At 64.2% G+C, this 15,985-nt stretch carries 17 protein-coding genes, 2 tRNA genes and 1 rRNA gene; 3 read left to right on the plus strand and 17 right to left on the minus strand.

What is annotated here, in order from left to right:
* Window positions 1-63: 63 nt before the first annotated feature.
* From KAK88_RS01445 to KAK88_RS01475, 7 genes are all read right to left on the minus strand, one after another.
* Window positions 64-139: transfer RNA gene (locus tag KAK88_RS01445), tRNA-Ala, on the minus strand.
* Between the two features lie 73 nt (window positions 140-212).
* A tRNA-Ile gene (locus KAK88_RS01450) sits at window positions 213-289 on the minus strand.
* A gap of 181 nt (window positions 290-470) precedes the next feature.
* Window positions 471-1,931, minus strand: a 16S ribosomal RNA gene (locus KAK88_RS01455).
* Between the two features lie 672 nt (window positions 1,932-2,603).
* Window positions 2,604-2,804 (minus strand): hypothetical protein, encoded by a 201-nt coding sequence (locus KAK88_RS01460; protein ID WP_242077583.1) that lies wholly within the window; start codon window positions 2,802-2,804, stop codon window positions 2,604-2,606.
* 54 nt (window positions 2,805-2,858) lie between these two features.
* On the minus strand, window positions 2,859-3,149 hold the full coding sequence (locus KAK88_RS01465) for a DUF167 family protein (protein ID WP_242077584.1): 291 nt from the start codon (window positions 3,147-3,149) through the stop codon (window positions 2,859-2,861).
* Between the two features lie 76 nt (window positions 3,150-3,225).
* Window positions 3,226-4,155 carry an electron transfer flavoprotein subunit alpha/FixB family protein gene (locus tag KAK88_RS01470; RefSeq protein WP_242077585.1) on the minus strand — a complete coding sequence of 310 codons (930 nt, stop codon included), beginning with the start codon at window positions 4,153-4,155 and terminating at the stop codon, window positions 3,226-3,228.
* Window position 4,156: 1 nt separating this feature from the next.
* Window positions 4,157-4,921, minus strand: coding sequence for an electron transfer flavoprotein subunit beta/FixA family protein (locus KAK88_RS01475; RefSeq protein ID WP_039246605.1), 765 nt, complete (start codon window positions 4,919-4,921; stop codon window positions 4,157-4,159).
* A gap of 116 nt (window positions 4,922-5,037) precedes the next feature.
* On the opposite strand from KAK88_RS01475, the gene KAK88_RS01480 reads away from it, so the two are divergent.
* Window positions 5,038-5,382, plus strand: a complete 345-nt coding sequence (locus tag KAK88_RS01480) for a hypothetical protein (protein ID WP_242077586.1) — start codon at window positions 5,038-5,040, stop codon at window positions 5,380-5,382.
* Window positions 5,383-5,392: 10 nt separating this feature from the next.
* Here KAK88_RS01480 and KAK88_RS01485 read toward each other — a convergent pair whose 3' ends face one another.
* Together KAK88_RS01485 and KAK88_RS01490 are read right to left on the minus strand one after the other, a co-directional pair.
* Window positions 5,393-5,965, minus strand: a complete 573-nt coding sequence (locus tag KAK88_RS01485) for a cob(I)yrinic acid a,c-diamide adenosyltransferase (protein ID WP_039246607.1) — start codon at window positions 5,963-5,965, stop codon at window positions 5,393-5,395.
* A 2-nt stretch (window positions 5,966-5,967) separates the two neighbouring features.
* Window positions 5,968-6,171, minus strand: coding sequence for a twin transmembrane helix small protein (locus KAK88_RS01490; protein ID WP_039246608.1), 204 nt, complete (start codon window positions 6,169-6,171; stop codon window positions 5,968-5,970).
* 162 nt (window positions 6,172-6,333) lie between these two features.
* Between KAK88_RS01490 and KAK88_RS01495 the strand changes: the two genes are divergently transcribed.
* Complete coding sequence (locus KAK88_RS01495; protein WP_242077587.1) at window positions 6,334-7,488, plus strand: hypothetical protein; 1,155 nt, start codon at window positions 6,334-6,336, stop codon at window positions 7,486-7,488.
* A 7-nt stretch (window positions 7,489-7,495) separates the two neighbouring features.
* Here the strand turns inward: KAK88_RS01495 and polA are convergent, their stop codons facing one another.
* The 5 genes from polA to KAK88_RS01520 all read right to left on the minus strand — a co-directional run bounded on the left by polA (window position 7,496) and on the right by KAK88_RS01520 (window position 12,174).
* A complete protein-coding gene (polA, locus tag KAK88_RS01500) occupies window positions 7,496-10,408 on the minus strand; it encodes a DNA polymerase I (RefSeq protein WP_242077588.1) in 2,913 nt (970 codons plus the stop codon).
* A gap of 37 nt (window positions 10,409-10,445) precedes the next feature.
* Window positions 10,446-11,063, minus strand: coding sequence for a DUF6655 family protein (locus KAK88_RS01505; protein ID WP_017505427.1), 618 nt, complete (start codon window positions 11,061-11,063; stop codon window positions 10,446-10,448).
* Complete coding sequence (locus KAK88_RS01510) at window positions 11,063-11,503, minus strand: VOC family protein (RefSeq protein WP_017505426.1); 441 nt, start codon at window positions 11,501-11,503, stop codon at window positions 11,063-11,065. The genes KAK88_RS01505 and KAK88_RS01510 overlap by 1 nt, the downstream gene beginning before the upstream one ends.
* An 81-nt stretch (window positions 11,504-11,584) precedes the next feature.
* Window positions 11,585-11,824, minus strand: coding sequence for a zinc-finger domain-containing protein (locus KAK88_RS01515; protein ID WP_242077589.1), 240 nt, complete (start codon window positions 11,822-11,824; stop codon window positions 11,585-11,587).
* 56 nt (window positions 11,825-11,880) lie between these two features.
* Window positions 11,881-12,174, minus strand: coding sequence for a hypothetical protein (locus tag KAK88_RS01520; RefSeq protein WP_242077590.1), 294 nt, complete (start codon window positions 12,172-12,174; stop codon window positions 11,881-11,883).
* Window positions 12,175-12,359: 185 nt separating this feature from the next.
* On the opposite strand from KAK88_RS01520, the gene KAK88_RS01525 reads away from it, so the two are divergent.
* Window positions 12,360-13,334: an ABC transporter ATP-binding protein gene (locus KAK88_RS01525; protein ID WP_045810932.1), complete on the plus strand. Its 975-nt coding sequence runs from the start codon at window positions 12,360-12,362 to the stop codon at window positions 13,332-13,334.
* Here the strand turns inward: KAK88_RS01525 and KAK88_RS01530 are convergent.
* The 3 genes from KAK88_RS01530 to KAK88_RS01540 all read right to left on the minus strand — a co-directional run bounded on the left by KAK88_RS01530 (window position 13,331) and on the right by KAK88_RS01540 (window position 15,858).
* Complete coding sequence (locus KAK88_RS01530) at window positions 13,331-14,212, minus strand: alpha/beta fold hydrolase (RefSeq protein WP_242077591.1); 882 nt, start codon at window positions 14,210-14,212, stop codon at window positions 13,331-13,333. The genes KAK88_RS01525 and KAK88_RS01530 overlap by 4 nt on opposite strands.
* A 63-nt stretch (window positions 14,213-14,275) precedes the next feature.
* On the minus strand, window positions 14,276-14,785 hold the full coding sequence (locus KAK88_RS01535; RefSeq protein ID WP_242077592.1) for a D-glycero-alpha-D-manno-heptose-1,7-bisphosphate 7-phosphatase: 510 nt from the start codon (window positions 14,783-14,785) through the stop codon (window positions 14,276-14,278).
* Entirely contained in the window at window positions 14,782-15,858 is a 1,077-nt protein-coding gene (locus KAK88_RS01540; RefSeq protein WP_242077593.1) for an AGE family epimerase/isomerase, read from the minus strand. The genes KAK88_RS01535 and KAK88_RS01540 overlap by 4 nt, the downstream gene beginning before the upstream one ends.
* Between the last annotated feature and the right edge of the window lie 127 nt (window positions 15,859-15,985).

Genomic DNA, 15,985 nt, shown 5'->3' on the forward strand with positions numbered 1-15,985 from the left:
TTACGATATCAATGCACGCCAACCCGAAGGCCGCCGGCAAACTTGAATGCGATCACAAGATCCTGGTGGAGCCAGACGGAGTCGAACCGACGACATCCTGCTTGCAAAGCAGGCGCTCTACCAACTGAGCTATGGCCCCATTCCATCAGGAATGGTGCGAAGCCCAGGAGAGCTGTCATACGATACTGTCCAAGGCTGGAGTCCAGCAGGGCTGGTAGGCCCGGGCAGACTCGAACTGCCGACCTTACGCTTATCAGGCGTACGCTCTAACCACCTGAGCTACGGGCCTATGGCAGCGACAGCCGGGTCATAAACACCCAGGCTCGCGATCGCGTCACCAACTCAACGACCCGTATGGTCGAGGCGTCGATGACGAAAGTGGAAAGAGAAACGGAGACGGCGGCGTTCCGCCGTTTATTGGAGCCTCAATAGACAGTCTCGTGAGAGACGGCCTGGAGAAGCATCCTTAGAAAGGAGGTGATCCAGCCGCAGGTTCCCCTACGGCTACCTTGTTACGACTTCACCCCAGTCGCTGACCCTACCGTGGTCGCCTGCCTCCTTGCGGTCAGCGCAGCGCCTTCGGGTAGAACCAACTCCCATGGTGTGACGGGCGGTGTGTACAAGGCCCGGGAACGTATTCACCGCGGCATGCTGATCCGCGATTACTAGCGATTCCAACTTCATGCCCTCGAGTTGCAGAGGACAATCCGAACTGAGACGACTTTTAAGGATTAACCCTCTGTAGTCGCCATTGTAGCACGTGTGTAGCCCACCCTGTAAGGGCCATGAGGACTTGACGTCATCCCCACCTTCCTCCGGCTTAGCACCGGCAGTCCCATTAGAGTTCCCAACTAAATGATGGCAACTAATGGCGAGGGTTGCGCTCGTTGCGGGACTTAACCCAACATCTCACGACACGAGCTGACGACAGCCATGCAGCACCTGTGTCCTAGTCCCCGAAGGGAAAGCCACGTCTCCGTGGCGGTCCAGGCATGTCAAAAGGTGGTAAGGTTCTGCGCGTTGCTTCGAATTAAACCACATGCTCCACCGCTTGTGCGGGCCCCCGTCAATTCCTTTGAGTTTTAATCTTGCGACCGTACTCCCCAGGCGGATTGCTTAATGCGTTAGCTGCGTCACCGAAATGCATGCATCCCGACAACTAGCAATCATCGTTTACGGCGTGGACTACCAGGGTATCTAATCCTGTTTGCTCCCCACGCTTTCGAGCCTCAGCGTCAGTAATGAGCCAGTGTGTCGCCTTCGCCACTGGTGTTCTTCCGAATATCTACGAATTTCACCTCTACACTCGGAGTTCCACACACCTCTCTCATACTCAAGACACCCAGTATCAAAGGCAATTCCGAGGTTGAGCCCCGGGATTTCACCCCTGACTTAAATGTCCGCCTACGCTCCCTTTACGCCCAGTAATTCCGAGCAACGCTAGCCCCCTTCGTATTACCGCGGCTGCTGGCACGAAGTTAGCCGGGGCTTCTTCTCCGGGTACCGTCATTATCGTCCCCGGTGAAAGAATTTTACAATCCTAAGACCTTCATCATTCACGCGGCATGGCTGCGTCAGGCTTTCGCCCATTGCGCAAGATTCCCCACTGCTGCCTCCCGTAGGAGTTTGGGCCGTGTCTCAGTCCCAATGTGGCTGATCATCCTCTCAGACCAGCTACTGATCGTCGCCTTGGTGAGCCTTTACCTCACCAACTAGCTAATCAGACGCGGGCCGCTCTAAAGGCGATAAATCTTTCCCCCGAAGGGCACATTCGGTATTAGCACAAGTTTCCCTGAGTTATTCCGAACCTAAAGGCACGTTCCCACGTGTTACTCACCCGTCCGCCACTAACTCCGAAGAGTTCGTTCGACTTGCATGTGTTAGGCCTGCCGCCAGCGTTCGCTCTGAGCCAGGATCAAACTCTCAGGTTGAGTTGACTTCTGACCTAAGCATCGGACCGACCGATGTCGTCCTTGGCATTAGTTCTACGTATTTTATTGACGAGTTCCCACGTCATCGATCCGAAGACCGACGCATGGTATCTTTTCAAAAAGACCGCAGATAGTCAGTGTCGTATGATAGTCGCTGAGGACTATCGCAAGAACACCGCCGCCTGCGTTTCTCTTTCCAAATCAACAATGTCAAAGACCAAGGAACCTCCGGAGAGGCCCGACCGTTTAACGCCGTGTCGTCGGCGGAGGCGGCGATTTAGAGAACCGCAAACCCCGTGTCAACCGCTCTTTTCAGAGATCTTTCGGAGAGAAGAGCGAACCCTTCAGACCGCAAGAAACCACCGGAGGAAAGCGAGGCTTACCTCTAAAAACCCGTCGGCGATTCGATTGGAGCGCGGAACCTAATGAAACCAACCGATGAAAGCAAGAAGTTTTTCGCTTCTTTCTTCCGTGGGGCCTTGGAGATCTTCACCCCCGCAGCCCCGTCGGCCGGCCCGTTTCCGAGCGAGGCGGCTCTATACGGACCACCAACTTTGTCAGCAAGCGGATTCTGACACGAGAGGGGAAGTTTCTCGCAGACTCATGATCGTCGATCAGGAATCGTAATCCTCGAGCCTATCCGAAGCCCGTAGATACAGGCGTTTCGCCTTCTCAGGCTCCGCCGAGACGCGACATCAGTTCTGGATCCTGCTCGCAGGCCGCGACCTCATCATCGAAGGCGCGCTGGGCATCCGCTTCTTCGCTAAAGGTCGCCGGCTCGGACAGCCGCAGGCTCGAGACCGCATAGACATCGCCCTTCTGCTCGAGCGTAACACCGCTGCGGGCGTGGAGGATGCGGGCGTCCATCGTCATTGGGCTAGTCTCCTGTTCCGATCCAGAACGCACCAATCGGCTGGATGGCTCTCCTCAATCGCCAGAAAGTCCGTCGACGAGGCGCAAGCGCAGCTCTTCGTCATCCAGGCCCTGCACAACGATCATCTTCAAACGTGACTGTGCACCGCGTCCGACGCTGACCGACGACTTCGGGACGCCAAGGCTTTTGGCCAGGAGCCGGATCAGGGCGTCGTTGGCGTCTCCCTCGATCGGGCGGGCGCGGACGCGCACCTTGAGCACGGGTCGACCCTCGGCGTCGCTCGTCCACCCATCAATGCGGTCGGCCGCAGCGCCGGGCTGCAGCCTTACAGGCAGGTTCGCCATATGGTCCTCTGCGGGCAAGAAAAAGGGCGCGGCTCCAATCGGCGCCGCGCCCTCTTCAGATCGATTCGACCCGGGCCTAGCCCAAGGCGGCCATCAGTTCCGGCACGACCGTCTTGTAGTCGCCGACCAGACCATAGTCCGCGACCTGGAAGATCGGGGCGTCCGCATCCTTGTTGATGGCGACGATGGTCTTGGAGTCCTTCATCCCGGCCAGGTGCTGAATGGCGCCCGAGATGCCGATGGCGATGTAGAGCGCCGGGGCGACCACCTTGCCGGTCTGACCGACCTGATAGTCGTTGGGCGCATAGCCGGCGTCGACCGCCGCGCGCGAAGCGCCGATGGCGGCGCCCAGCTTGTCGGCGAGCGGCTCCATCACGGCATGGAATTCGTCCGCCGAGCCCAAGGCGCGACCGCCCGAGACGATGATCTTGGCGGCGCCCAGTTCGGGCCGGTCCGACTTGACCATTTCCTCGGACACGAAGGCCGTCTTGGGTGCATCGGCGCCGGCCACGCTCTCGACCGCAGCCGAACCGCCCTCAGCTGCGGCGGCGAAGGCGGTCGGTCGCACCGTGATCACCTTCTTGGCGTCGGACGACTGGATCGTCTCCAGCGCATTGCCCGCATAGATGGGGCGCACGAAGGTATCGGCCGACACCACCTCGATAATGTCCGAGATCGGCGCGACATCCAGCTTGGCGGCCAGACGCGGGGCAAAGTTTTTCCCGTCCGTGGTCGCCGGCGTCAGGATGGCGTCGTAGCCCCCGGCCAGCGGCAGGACGGTCGCCTCGACCGCTTCGGCCAGCATCTTGCCCAAACCGGCGCCTTCAGCCAGCAGCACCTTGCGGACGCCCGCGATCTTGGCGGCGCTATCGGCGGCGGCCTGTGCCTCCTGCCCCAGGACCAGCACGTCCACGTCGGACGACAGGCCCAGCGCGGCGGTCACGGTCTTGTGGGTGGTGTCGCGAACGGTCGAACCGTCGTGATCGGCGATGACGAGGACAGCCATATTACAGCGCTCCCGCAGACTTGAGCTTGGAAACCAGTTCGGCCGCATCGGCCACCTTGACGCCGGCCGACCGCTTGGGCGGCTCGGTGACCTTGATGACCTTCAGACGGTCGGCGACATCGACGCCGTAGTCGGCGACCGCCTTCATGGCGATCTCCTTCTTCTTGGCCTTCATGATGTTCGGCAGGGAGGCGTAGCGCGGCGTGTTCAGCCGCAGGTCCACCGTCACCACCGCCGGCAGTTCGGCGGCGATCGTCTGCAGGCCGCCATCGACCTCGCGCGTGACCGTGGCCTTGCCGCCGTCGATCACCAGCTTGCCGGCAAAGGTCGCCTGCGGCCAGTCCAGCAGGGCGGCCAGCATCTGGCCCACCGCATTGTTGTCGCCGTCGATCGACTGTTTGCCCATCAGGACCAGATCGGGCTTTTCTTCCTCGACCACCGCCTTCAGCAGCTTGGCGACCGCCAGCGGCTCAAGATCCGTGTCCGATTGGATCAGCAGCCCCCGATCCGCGCCCATGGCCAGCGCCGTGCGGATGGTTTCCTGCGCCTGGGTGACGCCGATGGAGACCACGACGATTTCCGTCGCGGTGCCGGCGGCATGGTGTTCCTTGCCTTCCTTCAGACGAACCGCCTCTTCGACGGCGATCTCGTCGAAGGGATTCATGCTCATCTTGACGTTGGCCAGATCGACGCCCGACTGATCCGCCTTGACGCGGGCCTTGACGTTATAGTCGATCACCCGTTTGACGGGGACGAGTACCTTCATGGGTCTATCCGTGAAATCGCCTGAATGTGTGGGCAGGACATGGAGCGGTCGCGAAGGCCTGTCAACGTAACGTGGGGTCAAGCTGTGGCTTCGATCCCTATCCAACGGACCACGAGATGAAGCGTTTCCTGACCTTTCCCCGCCTGGCGATGATCTTCTTCGGCCTGTTCGGCATCACGGTCGTCGGGATTTTCGCCCTGCAGGACTACTGGGTCGCGCCCGGCAAACGCTGCGAGGCGGCGGGCAAATGGTACGACATGGAAAACCGCATCTGCGCCCAGCCCATCTCCATCGCCCAGATCACCGGCCGCCCCAACGGCGTGTCGCGCGCCAAGGCTTCGGCCGAGAAGAACCGCGAGCTGGTTCGCATCGAACAGGACCTCGCCGCCCAGGATCGCGCCCGCGCCGCAGAGGCCGAGCGTCAGAAAGCCGCACTGGCGGCGGCGCGACCCGCCGCCTGACCGGTTTCACCTAGCGGGTCGCGCCGGGCTTCCATTTGATGTCGCTGGCGCCGTTCGCGTTGGCGCGTCGCGCGGCGACGAACAGATGGTCGGACAGGCGGTTCAGATATTTGACCGCCTCGACATTCACGGCTTCGCCGTTTTCGATCAGACGCACCGCCTCGCGTTCGGCCCGTCGGCAGACGGTGCGCGCGACATGCAGATGGGCTGACAAGGGCGCGCCGCCCGGCAGGATGAAGCTGTCGAGCGCCTTCAGGCTCTCGTTCATCCAGTCGATTTCCTGCTCCAGCCGCGCGACCTGGCTTTCGACGATGCGCAGGGCCTCCCATGCCGGCGGCGGGTCCAGCGGCGTGGCCAGATCAGCGCCCAGGTCGAACAGCTCGTTCTGGATCCGGCCCAGCATGGCGTCGATCCGGTCGTTCTGGCCGCTGTTCAGCCGGGCGACCCCGATCACCGCGTTCAGCTCATCGACTGCGCCATAGGCTTCGACCCGGGCGTCACTCTTGGACACCGGCGCGCCGGACGCGAGCCGCGTGCGACCGTCGTCGCCCGTGCGGGTATAGATCTTGTTCAGCGTCACCATGATCAGGCTCCCTGCGTCGCCTTCCACATCATGCCGACGACCAGCAGGATGACGGCCACCGCCTGAAGCCCGACGCGCAGCCGCATCAGCTTGTTGGAATGGCTGCGCGCATACTCCCCGCCCCGGAACAGCGAATAGAGGCCGAAGCCCAGCGTGACCGTCACGGCCAGGATCGCGAGAATGATCAGAATGTCGAAAATCTGCATGCCGTCGTTCTAGACCCGGATCGCTGTCACGCGCCAGCGCGGCGCGTCAAGGGGCCGGAAGGACAGGGCTCAGCCGCCTATTGATCTGAAATTCGACGACCAAGGATATTTTTAACAGCCAAGCTAAGCCATTGGTGACATTTGTTGGCGTAGCGTCAGCCCATGACTGATCGCGCCGTCCGCAACCTAGAGCATCTCAAAAGCTCGGCTTCCACCGCTCGCGTGCTCAACCTGCTGCGCGTGTGGGAAGAGAACGGCGACAGCGCACCCGACGGCGCCGTGCGCAATCCCGACTGGGCGGCGCGTCCGATCTTCCGTACGGCGGCGCTGAACCGCGCCCTGATCATCAAGCATCGTCTGCGACGCAACGAGACCGATCTGTTCACCGGCCGGCGTCAGGTCGCGACCAAGGTGGTCATCCCCATCGACGATGCCGACCTGAAGACCGGCGGCCGATACGTCTTCGTCAATCAGATCGGCTTCGAGCGGATGATGATGGAGGCGTTCGGCGTGGCGCCCAACCATCCCGACATCGAAACCCTGCGCCTGATCGACAAACTGCCGTCGCTGGATCCCTTCCTGCTGCGTGAACAGCTGCGTCGCGGCGGCCTAGACCCCTCGCCCTGCTATTTCTCGATCAGCGACAGCGATCTTCAGCGCATGCTGGCCTTCGTCCGCAGCGAGATCGAGCCGCTGGTGACGCTCAGCCTGGGCGCGGACACAATCGCGGTGAACTCGGATTCCGCCGGGCGGATGGCGTCCAAGATTCTGTCGAACACGCCCGGTGATCAGCTGGACGCCCTGAGACTGACGCTGCGCCTGGCGCCCGAACAGTATCAGGAGGGCGTCTTCTGCTGGAAAGGCTTCCTCTACTATAAATGGACGCTCGCCGCCCTGCTGGGCGAGGTCGCCGGCGTCGCCGAGGCCGTGCGCACCATCAAGCCCGTCGGCAAGGTCGATCACGCCGCCAAGGAATATCTGGCGCGCAGCCGCGATGTCCTGCGCGGTCGCATCATCAAGACCTGCGACGAGGTCAGTCGCACCCTGCGTGTCTATGACGACGCCTACGCCAAACTGACGCAGGAAGGCCGCCCCATCGCCTTCCGCGACTTCCTGCTGGACGCCCCCTCCATGTTCGCCAAGCTGGGCGATCAGCTGGGCGCCGTCCAGCACATCGTCAGCTACTGGCGCTTCCGCTTCGGCTCCTCCGCCGCTCCGGTGAACGTTGAGGAGCTGATGGACATCTTCATGGACTTCGAAACCGGCCTGCTCGGCCGCGGCGAACTCCCCGACGACATCGGCATGATCGCCGCCTAGCCCGATCCTAGTGCGCCGCGTCCCAGTTGGACGCCGCGCGGGCATCCACCACCAGCGGAACTGTCAGGGCCACGGCCGGGTCTGCAGCGTTCTCCATCACGCGTTTGATGACGGCGATAGCGCGGTCGGCCTCGGCTTCCGGCGCCTCGAACACCAGTTCGTCGTGGACCTGAAGCAGCATGCGCGTGGTCAGGCCGGCTTCGGTCAGGGCGGCGGGCATGCGGATCATGGCGCGGCGTATGATGTCGGCGGCTGCGCCCTGGATAGGGGCGTTGATGGCGGCGCGCTCGCCGAACTGGCGCTCGGCGCCGGACTTGGAGTGAATGGCCGGGATGTGGATCCGGCGGCCGAAGACGGTCGAGACAAAGCCGGTCTGGCGCACCTCGGCCTTCGTCTTGTCCATATAGGCGCGGATGCCGGGGAAGCGTTCGAAATAGGTCTTGATATAGGCCCCGGCCTCGCCCTGATCGATGCCCAGCTGGTTGGCGAGGCCGAAGGCCGAAATGCCGTAGACGATGCCGAAGTTGATGGCCTTGGCGCGGCGACGGGTTTCGGACGGCATGCCCTCGACGGGTACGCCGAACATCTCCGACGCCGTGGCCGCGTGGATGTCCAGCCCGGCCTTGAAGGCGCGCTTCAGTTCGGGGATGTCGCCGATGTGGGCCAGGAGACGCAGCTCGATCTGGCTGTAGTCGGCGCTGATCAGGACATTGCCAAGGGCGGCGATGAAGGCCTGGCGGATCTCGCGGCCCGTCTCGGTGCGGATCGGGATGTTCTGCAGGTTGGGATCGCTGGACGCCAGACGGCCCGTGGTGGCGGCGGCCAGTTGATAGCTGGTGTGCACCCTATCGGTCATGGGGTCGGCGGCGGCGGTCAGGGCGTCGGTATAGGTGCCCTTCAGCTTCGACAGCTGGCGCCAGTCCAGGATCGCACGCGGCAGATCGTGGCTGAGCGCCAGTTCCTCCAGCACGCTGGCGTCGGTGCCCCATTGACCCGAGGCGGTCTTCTTGCCGCCCGGCAGGTTCAGTTCGCCGAACAGGATCTCGCCGATCTGGCGCGGCGAGCCGATATTGAAGGGCCGCCCGGCGATCTCATGAGCCTGGGCCTCCAGCTCGGCCATGCGCAGGCCGAATTCGCTGGATAGCCGCTTCAGCCGGTCGGGATCGATGCGGACGCCGTTCAGCTCCATGTCCGCCAGCACCGTCGGCATGCCGCGCTCCAGCGTCTCGTAGACGGTGGACAGGCCCTCCCGCGCCAGGCGGGGTTTCAGAATCCGCCACAGCCGCAGGGTCACATCCGCATCCTCGGCCGCATATTCCGACGCCGGTTTCAGCGCGACGTGCTTGAAGGATTTCTGGCTCTTGCCGGTACCCGCCACGCTCTTGAACGGAATCGGCTCGTGGCCCAGGTGCAGGCGCGCCAGCTCGTCCATGCCGTGCCCGTGAAGCCCGCCCTCCAGCACATAGGAGATCAACATCGTGTCGTCGTAGGGCGCGACGCGGATGCCCCGACGCCCCATGACGGCGATGTCGTATTTGGCGTTCTGAAGCACCTTCAGGACCGACGGGTCTTCCAGCAGCGTTTTCAGCTTGGCCAGGGTCGTGGGCTTGTCCAGCTGATGGATCGGCTCGGGCGTCTCTCCCGCTTCGCCAAAGAGACCACCCTCGCCGGCCTGCGGCTCGTGCTCGTGCGTCAGGGGGATGTAGCAGGCCTCGTTCGGCCCCACCGCCAACGACACGCCGCACAGGCCAGCATGGGTCGCCGACAACGTATCGGTCTCGGTGTCGAAGCCGACGACGCCGACCTCGGTCGCGCGCGCGATCCAGCGATCCAGCGCCTCTTCGGTCTGGACGCATTCGTAGGCCGCGTGATCGAAGGTCTGAACCTCGGCGGGGCCTTCGACGACCTGGCCATAGCGAGGGGTGGCGACCGGCGCGTTTAGGTTCGGCGCACGCTTGGGCGCAAAGGCGGAAACGTCGCTGGGCCCGGCCTTGCCGTCGCCGACGCGGCGCTGCAGCGAGCGGAACTCCATCGTCTCCAAGAAGGCCGACAGGATCGCAGGATCGGGATCGCGCACGGCGAAATCGTCGATCGCCTCGGGTGCCGGCGCATCGCAGGTCAGGCGCACCAGTTCGCGCGACAGACGGATCTGGTCGGCGAAGTCGATCAGAGTCTGGCGGCGCTTGGGCTGTTTGATCTCACCCGCATTGGCCAACAGGGTGTCCAGATCGCCGTATTCGTCCAGCAGCTGCGCCGCCGTCTTCGGTCCGATGCCTGGGGCGCCGGGGACGTTGTCCACGCTGTCGCCGATCAAGGCCTGCAGGTCGACCATCTTCTCAGGGCCGACGCCGAACTTTTCGAAGACCTCAGGCTCGGCCAGACGCCGATCCTTCATCGGATCCCACATCACGACGCCGCCGCCGATCAGCTGCATCAGATCCTTGTCGGACGAGACGATCACCGCCTCCCCGCCCGCGTCGCGCGCCTTGCAGGCGTATGTGGCGATCAGGTCGTCGGCCTCATAGCCGGGCAGCTCGACGCAATGGACTCCGAACGCCGCCGTCGCCTCGCGCACCAGCGGAAACTGCGGCACCAGGTCCTCGGGCGGCGGCGGACGGTGGGCCTTGTACTGATCGTACAGGGTGTTGCGGAACGTCTTTTCCGAATGGTCGAAGATGGCCACCAGGTGCGTCGGGCCATCCGCGCCCTTCATGTCCTTCAGCAGCTTCCAAAGCATGTTGCAGTAGCCCTGGACCGCGCCGACCGGCAGGCCGTCGGACTTGCGCGTCAGAGGCGGCAGGGCGTGATAGGCGCGAAAGATGTAGGCCGAGGCGTCGATCATCCACAGCCGCAGCGCAGGGCCATCCTGCGTCATCGGGCGTTCGGTCTCTGGATTTTCGGGCGCAGTCGTCTCGGTCATGGCCGGAACATAGGGCTCCAACGCCCTCGCGTCAGCGTCAGAATTCGGTCCAGCTCGATCCGGGATCGCGTTGACCCGGCTGGGCCTGCTGCTGACCCCAGGACACGACCATGAAGGCCTTGTGGCTGCGGATGCGATAGGTGCCGATCATCGGCACCACCGCGCCCAGCGGCGCACCGGTCTTGGCTTCGTAAAGGAAGCCGGAAAACTCGGCGACCCCAACCCGGTCCCGGTGGCTGTAGACCGACAGTTCCGGCAGGGAGACGACGTTGAAGGTCTCGTTGATCGGGATCCGCATCTCGGGGATGCCGAAGACGCGCCGCATCTGCTCCAGCGACAGGGCGCCGGCGCGGATCTCGAACACGGCGTTCGCCTCGTCTTTGTTGCGGGCCAGGCTGAAACCGGCGTCTGAGATCGCCCCCCGGATCGCGCTGACGGCATAGCGGGTGCCCTCGCCCTGGAAATAGGCGTCGTCGATGAAGACGGAAGCGCCCGTCGGCAGCGGCAGGACCAGCCCCTCGACCGCCCGGTCCGAGGCGCGCGCCAGGAGCAGCTGCTCCGTCGCCGTGCGGCCGGTGTTGCTCTCGGTGGTCGAGGCGCAGGCCGACAACACGACCGCCGCAACCGTCAGCAGAGCCGCCGTCCGCGCCGTCATCACCAGGCGCCGACGTTCGGCATGGATGCCCAGGGCTCAGCCGGCGCCAGCGGCGCGCCTTCCTGAAGCAATTCGATGGAGATGCCGTCGGGCGAGCGGACGAAGGCCATGTTGCCGTCGCGCGGCGGACGGTTGATCGTCACGCCGCCGTCCATCAGCTTCTGGCAGGCGGCGTAGATATCATCGACCTTATAGGCCAGGTGACCGAAGTTGCGGCCACCCTGATACTCTTCCGGATCCCAGTTGAAGGTCAGCTCGACCTCGGGGCAGCGTTCCGCCGCCGACTGTTCCAGATTCTTGGGCGCTGCGAGAAAGACGAGCGTGAACCGACCCGCCTCGTTCTCGGTGCGGCGCACCTCCTGCAGACCCAGAAGGTCGCAATAGAAGTGCAGCGAGGCGTCGATGTCCTTTACCCGGACCATGGTGTGCAGATAGCGCAAGGCTCGTCTCCGTCCGAACAGCGTGTCAGCCGTCTATAGACCCAACCGCCGCGACACCGCGACTGAACTGAGGTTACGGTCTCAGTGGGCCTCGGGCGCGCGGGCCGCGGGGCTCAGATATTCGTTCTCGTCGTGGGCGTGGGCCGACAGGACGAAACGCCGGTCGCAATAGCCGCACTCGATGAAGTCGTCCTCGCCCATGTCCATATAGACCAGCGGATGCCCCAGTGCCCCGCCGCCGCCGTCGCAGGCCACGCGTTTGGTCGAGACGACGATCTCTTCGGGCGGCGGGAAGATGGCGTCGGAATGGCGGGGAGGCATGGTCCGGTCCGGGTCTGAAAGGCTTGCGGGCTTCCTAGGCGGACCGGCCCCGAAGGTCAAACCTCACTGGGCGTCGCCGGGCGACGGCCCAGAAGACGGTTCAGCATCGCCTTGCGCTTCTTGAACAGCGTCAGGCCCAGACAGGCCGCACCGACCCACAGACCGATCTCGCCGATCACCAGCAGGGCGGCGCCGGCGATGGCGGCATGCGTCATCTCGATCTGATCGGTCTTGCCCGCCAGCAGCGCGAGTCCTCCACCGATGTAGCCAATGGCGCAGACCGCCATGGCGACGAAGCCGATCAGGCGAGTGCGGGTCAGAGGCGTCTTGGCTTTTTGAACGGGGGTCATGGCGGTCTCCATCAAGTTCAGTTGTCTTTATGACAAGCAAGCTAGACACGCGAAATGGTCAAGTCAAGCACCATTGACACATGGACAGGCCTACTTGTCTAATACTGTTGGTTAGACAGGTTGGCGATTGCGGTCCCTCGCCCTACCTATGCCGCTCGCCGTCCCGTCCGAGTGAATAACCGACCATGTCAGAGACCCCCGCCCTGCCCGACAACGCCATCGAGGTGCGGGGACTGAAGAAGACCTATGCCGGGTCCAAGAAGGCCGCTCCCAAGACGGCCCTGCGGGGCGTCGATCTGGTCATTCCGCGCGGCTCGGTTTTCGGCCTGCTGGGCCCGAACGGCGCCGGCAAATCGACCCTGATCAACATCCTGGCCGGGGTGGTGAAGAAATCCGAAGGCTCTGTGACCATTTGGGGCCGTGACATCGACAAGGAGCCGCGCGACGCCGCCGCCGCTCTGGGCGTCGTGCCACAGGAGATCGTCGCCGACGTCTTCTTCACCCCGCGTGAATCGTTGGAGGTGCAGGCGGGCTTTTACGGCGTGCCCAAGGACGAGCGCCGGTCCGACGAACTGCTGGCCGCGTTGGGCCTGTCGGACAAGGCCAACGCCTATGTCCGCGCCCTGTCCGGCGGCATGAAGCGCCGCCTGATGGTGGCCAAGGCCCTGGTCCACAATCCGCCCATCCTGATCCTGGACGAGCCGACGGCCGGCGTGGACGTCGAACTGCGTCGCCAGCTGTGGGCCTACGTCCGCCGCATCAACGAAGAGGGGGTGACCATCGTCCTGACCACCCACTATCTCGAAGAGGCGCAGGAGCTTTGCGACACCATCGCCATCGTCAACCGGGGCGAGGTGGTGGCGTGCGAGCCGACGCCGCAGCTACTGCGCCGTCTGGACAGCCGCAATGTCGTCGTGACCCCTGAAACGCCCCAGGCGACGCCGCCGGTGCTGGCTGGCTTCGAGGTCACGCCCCGTCCGGGCGGCGCCTTCGCGGTCGCCTACAAGAAGGGACAGTCGTCGGTCGAACAGGTCATCAACGCCGTGCGCGCCGCCGGCGTCACCATCGCCGACATCACCACCGAAGATCCGGACCTGGAAGACGTCTTCCTGGCCCTGACCTACGGCGACACATCACGGGTCGATCCAACCAGGGACTAATCGATCTCGGCCAAAAACTCGAAGATCGCGGCCTTGGCCTCGGCCTCGTCCAACATGGGCGCGTGGCCGATGCCGGGAACCTCGACATAGGCCATGGTCGGGGCCGCCTTCTTCATCCGCGCAGCGATGTCGGCGCTCAGCAAGTCGGAGTTGGCTCCCCGCACCAGCAGCGTCGGCCTCTTCTTCGCCAGCCGCCTGAACATGGGCCACAGATTGGGGACCAACGCCTTGGCCCCGGCCGCCCGGATCGGCACGGCGATGTCGGGATCGTAGTCCAGCGCGATCTCGCCGTTTGGCTGCTGGCGGAAAATGCGTCGCGCGAAGGCGTCCCAGTCCGCATCCGTATAGTGCGGGAAGGCCACCGAATTGATCCGCTTCGCATAGGCCGCCGCATCGGCCCACGAGCCGATCTCGACCGGCTGGCCGCTGTAGGCTGCGATCCGCGCCAGACCTTCCGGCGCCACCTCCGGCCCGATGTCGTTCAGGATCGCCGCGACCACCGCCTTGGGCCGGATCGCCGTCAGCGCCATGGTGATGAGCCCGCCCATAGAGGTGCCGACGAAGACGGCGCGGTCGATCCCGGCCTGCTCCATCAGGGCCAGAACGTCGCGCGCATAGACATCGGGCATATAGGTCATGGGGTCGGGCGCACGGTTCGACAGGCCACGCCCGCGCACATCCACCGCCAGCACCCGCCGCCCGCTCTGGGCCAGCAGCGGCGCGATGGCTTCGAAATCGGCGCTGTTGCGGGTCAGGCCGTGGATGGCGATCACCGGCGGCCGCGCAGTTCCGGCGGCGGGCGCATAATCCCGCGCAAAGAGAGAGAGGCCATCCGGCGAGGTCCAGCGGCGTTCAACGAATAGATAGGGCGCGCTCATTGGCGATGTCCTCCGATTTTGGATCAGAGTAATTCACCAGGCGAGGAAATGCGACGCCCGGTCTTAGAGACCGACCACATCGCGGACGAAAGCGTCCAGATCGCCGCCTTCGAAGAGATAGCCCGCCACCCCCGCCCGCTCTCCGGCCTGCAGATCCCGCTTCTGATCGCCGATGATGAAGGACTGCGTCGGATCCAGATCGTGCTCAGCTATAGCCCGCAGCAACATGCCCGGATTGGGTTTGCGATCAGGGTGGTCGGGATGGCGATAGCGCGCCTCGATCGCCTCGGGATGGAAGGGCGCGGAATAGACGGCGTCGATAATCGCCCCCTCTTCGGCCAGTCGCGCGACCAGCAGATCGTTGAAGGCGTTCATCGTCTCTTCGCCGAACAGGCCCCGCGCCACGCCCGACTGGTTCGTCACGATCACGGTGCGATAACCGGCTTGGTTCATCCGCCGCACCGCCGCCGCCGCACCGGGGATCAGCTTCAGATGCTCAGGCCGATGCGGATAACCGCTGTCCTCGATCAGCACCCCGTCCCGATCCAGAAAGGCGGCGGGCCGGCCGGTCATGCGTTGCTCCGAAGCAGTTCCGAAAAGGCGGTCATCAGGTGATAGAGGCTGGACGCAGGCGCCGCCGTATCGTGAGAGCGGCCTTCGGCGTCGTAGCTGTCCACCCATAGGCCCGGCACGGCGGTGGCGAGATGCGTGTCGAACACGGCGTCGATCAAGCCTGAAACGCCCGCGTCGCCAAAACTCAACCCCGTACGAATGGCCTCGGTCTGGGCCCACAAACGCCGCCCGCCATCCAGCGTCTCTCCCGCAGGGCCGATCTCACGGATGGCGAATCCGTCGCGGTAACCCTGCGCCGCCGCCCGACGGTGCAGCGCCGTGGCCAGCTCTGAATCTTTCCCGGCCTGTTTCAGCAGCCAGGTCCATTCTTCGAGGTGGCCCGGCTCGATCACGTGACCCGTCGCTGTATCGGCGGACCAGTCCTCAGTGAAATATTCGCGGATCGCGCCGTCGATCAGGAAGCAGTGTTTGCACAGGTCCAGCGACGCCCGCGCCGCCGCCTCGAACGCCGGATCGGGCGCGATCGCCTGCCAGGCCAGCATGGCCTCCAGCATATGCATGTGGGGATTTTGGCGACGCGGCAGGCGTGGCGGCAGGGCCTCCTCCCATCCTCCCCGCGAAGACGCCATCAACCGATCGATCGCAGCCAGCGTCTCAAGCGCCAGAGGCCGCGCTCGCGCATCATCCAGGACGCGGTGCGCCGCCGCGAGCGCGAACAGAACGAAGGCCAGGTCGTAAAGATCAGGCGTCTCATCGACCACCACGCCGTCGTCATCGGTCGCCGCGACCCAAAGGCCGTCGTCACGTCGGCGGTCGGCTATCAGTTGATCCAGCCCGGCCTTGGCCACCGCACGGCCCTGCGCCCATCCCAAGGCCGCCGCTTCACAGAACACATAGACCTGACGCGCCTGAACCCGTGTGCGACGACGAAGACCGGTCACCGGCCGGCCGTCGAAATCCAGCTGCTCGAAGAACCGCCCCTGCGCGTCCACGCCCCGCTCGGCCCACAGCGGCAGGGCATGGTCGAACAACCAGTTCGAGACCCTGGTCCGGGCGGCGGAAAGCGTCGTCATGGCGCTGGCTTAGGACGCAAGCCGACGGGCGCCAAGACCTGTGTGCGGTAGCAAAGGGCAACGCGATGTGACGCCGCGCGATTTGGCCCGCGCGCCCGATCTTGCTAGGACGACCCGACATTCGCGG

The organism is Brevundimonas diminuta, assembly GCF_022654015.1.
Classification (GTDB): Bacteria; Pseudomonadota; Alphaproteobacteria; order Caulobacterales; family Caulobacteraceae; genus Brevundimonas; species Brevundimonas diminuta_C.

Excerpts from the sequence above, each read along its gene's own strand:
- KAK88_RS01460 (WP_242077583.1), bottom strand. The coding sequence starts at position 2,804 with ATGACGATGGACGCCCGCATCCTCCACGCCCGCAGCGGTGTTACGCTC.
- KAK88_RS01465 (WP_242077584.1), bottom strand. The coding sequence starts at position 3,149 with ATGGCGAACCTGCCTGTAAGGCTGCAGCCCGGCGCTGCGGCCGACCGC.
- KAK88_RS01470 (WP_242077585.1), bottom strand. The coding sequence starts at position 4,155 with ATGGCTGTCCTCGTCATCGCCGATCACGACGGTTCGACCGTTCGCGAC.
- KAK88_RS01475 (WP_039246605.1), bottom strand. The coding sequence starts at position 4,921 with ATGAAGGTACTCGTCCCCGTCAAACGGGTGATCGACTATAACGTCAAG.
- KAK88_RS01480 (WP_242077586.1), top strand. The coding sequence starts at position 5,038 with ATGAAGCGTTTCCTGACCTTTCCCCGCCTGGCGATGATCTTCTTCGGC.
- KAK88_RS01485 (WP_039246607.1), bottom strand. The coding sequence starts at position 5,965 with ATGGTGACGCTGAACAAGATCTATACCCGCACGGGCGACGACGGTCGC.
- KAK88_RS01490 (WP_039246608.1), bottom strand. The coding sequence starts at position 6,171 with ATGCAGATTTTCGACATTCTGATCATTCTCGCGATCCTGGCCGTGACG.
- KAK88_RS01495 (WP_242077587.1), top strand. The coding sequence starts at position 6,334 with ATGACTGATCGCGCCGTCCGCAACCTAGAGCATCTCAAAAGCTCGGCT.
- polA (WP_242077588.1), bottom strand. The coding sequence starts at position 10,408 with ATGACCGAGACGACTGCGCCCGAAAATCCAGAGACCGAACGCCCGATG.
- KAK88_RS01505 (WP_017505427.1), bottom strand. The coding sequence starts at position 11,063 with ATGACGGCGCGGACGGCGGCTCTGCTGACGGTTGCGGCGGTCGTGTTG.
- KAK88_RS01515 (WP_242077589.1), bottom strand. The coding sequence starts at position 11,824 with ATGCCTCCCCGCCATTCCGACGCCATCTTCCCGCCGCCCGAAGAGATC.
- KAK88_RS01520 (WP_242077590.1), bottom strand. The coding sequence starts at position 12,174 with ATGACCCCCGTTCAAAAAGCCAAGACGCCTCTGACCCGCACTCGCCTG.
- KAK88_RS01525 (WP_045810932.1), top strand. The coding sequence starts at position 12,360 with ATGTCAGAGACCCCCGCCCTGCCCGACAACGCCATCGAGGTGCGGGGA.
- KAK88_RS01530 (WP_242077591.1), bottom strand. The coding sequence starts at position 14,212 with ATGAGCGCGCCCTATCTATTCGTTGAACGCCGCTGGACCTCGCCGGAT.
- KAK88_RS01535 (WP_242077592.1), bottom strand. The coding sequence starts at position 14,785 with ATGACCGGCCGGCCCGCCGCCTTTCTGGATCGGGACGGGGTGCTGATC.
- KAK88_RS01540 (WP_242077593.1), bottom strand. The coding sequence starts at position 15,858 with ATGACGACGCTTTCCGCCGCCCGGACCAGGGTCTCGAACTGGTTGTTC.